This window comes from Georgenia sp. 311 (genome assembly GCF_006151955.1).
Taxonomy (GTDB): Bacteria; Actinomycetota; Actinomycetes; order Actinomycetales; family Actinomycetaceae; genus Oceanitalea; species Oceanitalea wutianyii.
The window spans coordinates 1-6,618 of sequence record NZ_VDFS01000033.1 but is presented as its reverse complement, the minus strand read 5'-3'; the positions used below and the strand labels follow the sequence as shown (position 1 = coordinate 6,618).

Genomic DNA, 6,618 nt, shown 5'->3' with positions numbered 1-6,618 from the left:
GGTGCTCGACGACCGGCTCGGCCCGGTCGTGCTCGTCGGTGAGCTCGCCGACGAGCTCCTCGAGCAGGTCCTCGATGGTCACGAGACCGGCGATGCCGCCGTACTCGTCGACGACCATCGCGATGTGGAAGTTCTTGGCCTGCATCTCGCGCAGCAGGTCGTCCACGAGGATGGTCTCGGGCACGAACACCGCCTCGCGCACGGTCGTCTCGACGGCGTCGCCGGCGGCCTCGGGGCGCATGTGCGTGCGGCGCAGGACGTCCTTGAGGTAGAGCACGCCGCGCACGTCGTCGACGGACTCCCCGACGACGGGCACGCGGGAGAAGCCGGAGCGCACGAACAGGGCGAGCGCCTTGGTGAGCGGCTTGCCGGCGTCGATCGTCACCATGTCCGGGCGCGGCACCATGACCTCGCGCACGAGCGTGCTGCCGAGCTCGAACATCGACTGGAGCATCGTGCGCTCGTCGTCGGCGAGCTGCTCGGACTGGCTCACCCGGTCGACCATGTCGCGCAGGTCCTCCACGGCCTCCTCGCGCGCCTCGGCCTCGGTGAGCCGCGAGCGCGGGGTGAGCGCGCGGGCGACGGCGACGAACGGGCGGGTGAGCGCGAGCACGAGGCCGAGGAACGGCACGAGGGCGTGGAGCACCTGGCCGGGCTGACGGGTGCCCAGCCGCCGCGGCGTGGCCCCGGCGACGACGGCGATGAGCAGCGCGGCGACGAGGACGGCGACGAGCAGCACCTGCCACCACTCGGGCAGCAGGTCGGCGACGACGAGCGTGAGCGCGACCGCCGTCGTCATCTCCGCGAGCACGCGGGCCAGGGTGATCCCGGGCAGCGTCGTGTCCCGCTCGGCGGCGAGGCGGGCGACGCGCCCGGCACGGGGCCGCTCGGCGACCTGGAGCTCGGTGAGCGCGGTGCGCCCGATGCGGCGCAGCGCGGCCTCGGCGGCGATCAGCGCGGCCGTGAGGAGCAGGGAGACGAGGGCGAGCGCGAGCAGCCACCACTCGGGTACGTCGGGGAGGAGACCGTCCATCAACGCTCCGCGAGGAACGTCAGCAGCAGGCGGCGCTGCAGGGCGAACATCTCCTTCTCCTCCTCCGGCTCGGCGTGGTCGTAGCCCAGGAGGTGGAGGATGCCGTGGGTCGTGAGGAGCAGGAGCTCCTCGGCGGTGCTGTGACCCGCCACCTTCGCCTGCGCGGCCGCCACCTCCGGGCACAGGACGATGTCCCCGAGCATGCCCTCGACGGGCTCCTCACCGGGCCGGCCGGGCCGCAGCTCGTCCATCGGGAAGGACAGGACGTCGGTGGGACCGGGCTCGTCCATCCACTTCTCGTGCAGCTCGGACATGACGTCCGTGGTGACGAAGACGATGGACAGCTCGGCCTGCGGGTGGACGTGCATCTGCTCGAGGACGTAGCGGGCGAGCGCCGCGAACTCCTCCTCGGCGACGTCGTACCCGGACTCGTTGGCGACCTCGGTGCTCATCGGCGCGCCCCGTGGGACGGTGCGGTCGGGGTGGCGGCGTGGTGCGGCATGGGCAGGGCGCGAAGGCCCGACATCTCCTCGAGGACGGGGGTGGCGCACGCGGTGTGCGCTCACCCGATGCTACCAACGCGGCGCGCGCCGCGACGGCGGTGACGGGTCAGCGGGCCCCGCGGCGCTGGGCGGCGCGGCGGTCGGCACGGTTGCCCGCGGGTCCGGCGTCCCAGCGCTCGTAGGCGTCGATGATCTCCGAGACGAGCCGGTGGCGGACGACGTCGGCGGAGGTGAGGCGGCAGAAGGCGACGTCCTCGATGCCGGTGAGGATCTCCTCGACCACCCGCAGGCCCGAGCTCGTCCCCGAGGGCAGGTCCACCTGGGTGACGTCGCCGGTGACGACGACGCGGGAGTTGAACCCCAGCCGGGTGAGGAACATCTTCATCTGCTCGGGGGAGGTGTTCTGCGCCTCGTCGAGGATGATGAACGCGTCGTTGAGGGTGCGCCCGCGCATGTAGGCGAGCGGCGCGACCTCGATCGTCCCGGCCGCCATGAGCTTGGGGATCGACTCGGGGTCGAGCATGTCGTGCAGGGCGTCGTACAACGGCCGCAGGTAGGGGTCGATCTTGTCGTTGAGCGAGCCGGGCAGGAAGCCCAGGCGCTCCCCCGCCTCGACGGCCGGCCGGGTGAGGACGATCCGGTTGACCTTCTTGGCCTGCAGGGCGTGGACCGCCTTGGCCATCGCGAGGTAGGTCTTGCCGGTGCCGGCGGGGCCCACCCCGAAGGTGATGGTGTGCTCGTCGATCGCGTCGACGTAGGTCTTCTGCCCGAGCGTCTTGGGACGGATGGTGCGCCCGCGCGCCGAGAGGATGTCGAGGGTGAGGATGTCGGCGGGGCGCCCGCCCGTCGGCGCGGTGAGCATCGTGATCGCGCGGCCGACGGCGTCGGCGGTGAGCGCCTGGCCGGAGCGGGCCACCTGCGCGAGCTCGTCGACGAGCCGCTCGGCGAGCGCGACGTCCCCCGCCGGCCCGGCGAAGGACACGACGTTGCCGCGCACGTGGATGTCGACGGTCGGGAAGCCGGACTCGACGGCGCGGAGCACCTCGTCGCGCCGGCCGAGCAGGGAGACCATGGGCACGTCGTCCGGGACCGTGATCTGGTGGTGGAGCATGGCGTCCTGCGTGGACGCGTCGTCGCTGCGAGCCATGGGCGCGGGCTTGGGGCCCCGATCCTCCCGGTGTCGGTGACAGGTGTACGGGGAGTCTAACGACGGCGTCCAGCCGAAACTTCCCGGACGGGGGAGGTTCCTACCAGCGGCCCAGCCGTGCCGAGACGAGCGCGAGGGCGACCGGCCCGGCGGTGGAGGTGCGCAGCACGTGCGGCCCGAGCCGCACGACCCTCGCGCCCCGCTCGGCGAGGTCGGTGACCTCGCGCGGGCTCAGCCCGCCCTCCGGCCCGACGACGAGGAGCACCTCGGCGTCCGCGGCGGGCAGCGGCACCTGTGTCACCGGCTCGGTGGCCTCCTCGTGGAGGACGAGGACGGCGCCGCCGGCGTCGACGACGCGCGCGACGCGGTCGAGCAGCCCCCGGCCGACGACGAGCTCCTCGACGTGCGGGAGGCGCGCGCGGCGCGCCTGCTTGGTCGCGGCGAGCGCCACGGACTGCCAGCGCTCCCGGCCACGCCCGGCCTTCTTCCCGGCCCACACGGACACGCACCGCTCGCTCTGCCACGGCACGACGCCGTCGACGCCGACCTCGGTCGCCGTCTCGACGGCCTGCTCGTCCCGCCCGCCCTTGGCCAGCGCCTGGACGAGGGTGAGTCGCACGGAGGGCGCCGGCTCCCGGGTGAGGTCCGTCACCCGGACGGTGAGCTCCTCCCCCGCCGCGGCCGTGACCTCGCCGCGGGCGCGCACGCCCTCACCGTCGACGACGTCGACGACCTCACCGGGCCGCACCCGGCGCACGGCGACGGCGTGGCGGCCCTCCGGCCCGCTGACCGTGAGGGTGGCCCCGACCTGCGCGACGGCGAGGTCCTCGGGGCGGCCGAGGAAGACGGGCGCGCTCATCAGCGGCCCGAGAGCTTGTCCCGCAGCCGCGAGAAGACGCCGTTGGACGCGGAGGCCAGGCGCGGCTCGGCGCGCTCCTCGCCGCGCATCCGGGCGAGCTCGGTGAGCAGCTCGCGCTGCCGGTCGTCCAGCGCGGTGGGCACCTCGACGTCGACCTCGACCTTGAGGTCGCCGCGCCCGTTGCCCGACAGGTGGCCCACGCCGAGGCCGGGCAGGGTGAGGACCTCCTCGGGCTGGGTGCCGGGGGCGATGTCGATCTCCTGCACGCCGTCGAAGGTCTCCAGGCGCAGCACGGTGCCGAGCGCGGCGGCCGTCATCGGGACCTGGACGCGCGCGACGAGGTCGTCACCGCGGCGCGCGAAGACGGGGTGGGAGCGGACCTTGAGCTCGACGTAGAGGTCCCCGGCCGGGCCGCCGCCGGGGCCGACCTCGCCGCTGCCGGTGAGCTTGATCCGGTTGCCGGTGTCCACGCCGGCCGGCACGGAGACCGGGATGGCACGACGGGTGCGCACCCGGCCCTGGCCGGAGCACTCGGGGCACGGGTCCGGGATGGTCGTGCCGTGCCCGCCGCAGGCCGAGCAGGGCGAGGTCGTCATGACGTTGCCGAGGAAGGAGCGCGCCACCCGCTGGACGGAGCCGCGCCCGCCGCACACGGCGCAGGTCTGCACGCTCGTGCCGGGCCGGGTGCACGTGCCGTTGCACGTCCCGCACAGGACGGCGGTGTCGACCTGGACCTCCTCCTCGACACCGAAGACGGCGTCGCGCAGGTCGACCTCGAGCCGGATGAGGGCGTCCTGGCCGCGTCGGCCGCGCGGGGCGGGCCCGCGCGAGGCTCCGCCCGCGGCGCCGAAGAACGTCTCGAAGATGTCGGAGAACCCGAAGCCGCCGGCGGCGCCCCCGCCGCCGAGCGCCGACTCCCCGCCGAGGTCGTACATCTGGCGCTTCTCGGGGTTGGACAGCACCTCGTAGGCGCGCCCGACCTCCTTGAACTGCTCCTCCGCCTCCGGGCCGGCGACGTCCGGGTGCAGCTTGCGCGCGAGCTTGCGGTAGGCGCGCTTGATCTCCTCCTGCGTCGCGGTACGCGGCACACCGAGGATCTCGTAGTAGTCGTTCACCAGGTCTCTTCCTGTGGGGTTGGGGCGGTGGAGGCGGGTCAGCCCTTGAGTATCCGCGAGAGGTAGCGGGCCACGGCGCGCACGGAGGACATCGCCGAGGGGTAGTCCATCCGGGTGGGCCCCAGCACGCCGAGCCTGGCCACGCCCTCGTTGCCCCCACCGTAGGCCGTGGCCACGATGGATGCCTCCGACAGCGACTCGTGCTGGTTCTCCTGCCCGATGCTCACGGCCACGGCGTCGTCGGCCGACATCTCCTCGAGCAGGCGCAGGAGGACGACCTGCTCCTCCAGCGCCTCGAGGACGGGGCCGATGGTGCGGGAGAAGTCGACGTCCGCGCGGGCGAGGTTCGCCGTCCCGGCCATGACGATGCGCTCCTCGGCGTCCAGCCGCAGCGTCTCGGTGAGCAGGCCGACCACCTGGGAGACGAGCGGACGGTGCTCGGGGGCGAAGCGCCTGGTCGTGTCCTCCAGGGCGGTGCCGATGTCGGCGACCCGGCGCCCGATGCTCCCGGCGTTGATCCGGGCGCGGAGCTCGGCGAGCACGACGGGGTCCAGGGCGGTGGGGACCTCGAGGGAGCGCTGCTCGACGCGGCCGGAGTCGGTGATGACGACGACGAGCAGCCGGCGGTCCGACAGCGGCACGAGCTCGACGTGGCGCAGCGCGGAGTTGCGCAGCGAGGGGTACTGGACGACGGCGACCTGGTGGGTGAGCTGGGCGAGCAGGCGCACGGTGCGCTCGACGACGTCGTCGAGGTCGACGGCGCCGTCGAGCAGGTGCGCGATGGCCCGCCGCTCGGCGGCCGTCAGCGGCTTGAGGGTGGAGAGCTGGTCGACGAACAGCCGGTAGCCCTTGTCGGTGGGCACGCGCCCGGCGGAGGTGTGCGGCTGGTGGATGTAGCCGCGCTCCTCGAGCATCGCCATGTCGTTGCGGATGGTCGCCGGGGAGACGCCGAGCGCGTGGCGCTCGACGAGCGCCTTGGAGCCCACCGGCTCGCGCGTCTCCACGTAGTCCTCGACGATCGCCCGCAGCACGTCGAGCTGGCGGTCCTGAGCCATGAGGTCCCTCCTCCCGCGCGGTCGGCCCGGGTACGACGGTGAGGCCGGCGGTCAGCACTCACCGACCCAGAGTGCCAATTCTACGCGCCACGCCACCCCGTGTCCCGTGACCTCACCCACGGCGCGCCTAACCTGCGGGGGTGATCGATCGCTACGGCTCGGACGTCCTCGCCTCCGACCCGCACCGCACCGGTGCCCACGCCCACCGCCGCACGACCCAGGACCAGCCGGCCGAGACCGGCCTCGTCGTCGAGGACGTCGAGACCGGCTGGGTGGGCGCGGTGACCCGGGTGGAGAAGTCCGGTGGGGTGCACGTCGTCGTCCTCGAGGACCGAAAGGGCCGCACCCGCACGTTCCCGCTCGGGGCGGGCTTCTGGGTGGAGGGCAAGCCGGTGCGGCTCGTGCCCCCGGCGCGCCGGGCCGCCCCCCGCGGGCCGGTGACGGCCGGTGGGCGCCGGCTCACGGCGTCGGGCTCGATCGCGGTCGAGCAGGACCGGGCCCGGGTGGCGCGCGCGTCGCGCATCTGGGTGGAGGGACGTCACGACGCCGAGCTCGTCGAGCGGGTGTGGGGCGACGACCTGCGGGTCGAGGGGGTCGTCGTCGAGCTGCTCGAGGGCGTGGACAACCTCGCCGCGGTGCTCGCGGACTTCCGCCCCGGACCGACCCGCCGCGCGGGCGTGCTGGTCGACCACCTCGTCACCGGCTCCAAGGAGACCCGGCTCGTCGCCGAGGCACTGCGCTCGCTCGGCCCGCGGGCCGCGGCCAACGTCAAGGTGCTCGGCCACCCGTACGTCGACGTGTGGCAGGCGGTGCGGCCCGAGCGCGTGGGGCTGCGGGCGTGGCCGGACGTGCCGCGCGGCACGGACATCAAGGTCGGCACGCTCGCCGCGCTCGGCTGGCCGCACG

The 6,618-nt window shown here is 74.1% G+C and carries 7 protein-coding genes; 1 reads left to right on the top strand and 6 read right to left on the bottom strand.

The window, feature by feature from the left end:
* The 6 genes from FHE66_RS15390 to hrcA form a co-directional block, all read right to left on the bottom strand.
* The coding region (locus FHE66_RS15390; protein WP_176554668.1) for a hemolysin family protein at window positions 1–1,033 on the bottom strand (1,033 nt) is incomplete at its 3' end.
* Window positions 1,033–1,485 carry an rRNA maturation RNase YbeY gene (ybeY, locus tag FHE66_RS05645; protein ID WP_139072003.1) on the bottom strand — a complete coding sequence of 151 codons (453 nt, stop codon included), beginning with the start codon at window positions 1,483–1,485 and terminating at the stop codon, window positions 1,033–1,035. The genes FHE66_RS15390 and ybeY, both read right to left, overlap by 1 nt.
* Window positions 1,486–1,642: 157 nt before the next feature.
* Window positions 1,643–2,683: a PhoH family protein gene (locus tag FHE66_RS05640; protein WP_139072002.1), complete on the bottom strand. Its 1,041-nt coding sequence runs from the start codon at window positions 2,681–2,683 to the stop codon at window positions 1,643–1,645.
* 100 nt (window positions 2,684–2,783) lie between these two features.
* On the bottom strand, window positions 2,784–3,542 hold the full coding sequence (locus tag FHE66_RS05635; RefSeq protein WP_139072001.1) for a 16S rRNA (uracil(1498)-N(3))-methyltransferase: 759 nt from the start codon (window positions 3,540–3,542) through the stop codon (window positions 2,784–2,786).
* Entirely contained in the window at window positions 3,542–4,657 is a 1,116-nt protein-coding gene (gene dnaJ, locus FHE66_RS05630; protein WP_139072000.1) for a molecular chaperone DnaJ, read from the bottom strand. Before dnaJ ends, FHE66_RS05635 begins: the two co-directional genes overlap by 1 nt.
* Window positions 4,658–4,695: 38 nt before the next feature.
* A complete protein-coding gene (gene hrcA / locus FHE66_RS05625) occupies window positions 4,696–5,712 on the bottom strand; it encodes a heat-inducible transcriptional repressor HrcA (RefSeq protein WP_139071999.1) in 1,017 nt (338 codons plus the stop codon).
* 140 nt (window positions 5,713–5,852) lie between these two features.
* Here hrcA and FHE66_RS05620 point away from each other — a divergent pair.
* The coding region (locus FHE66_RS05620; RefSeq protein ID WP_139071998.1) for a DUF3097 family protein at window positions 5,853–6,618 on the top strand (766 nt) is incomplete at its 3' end.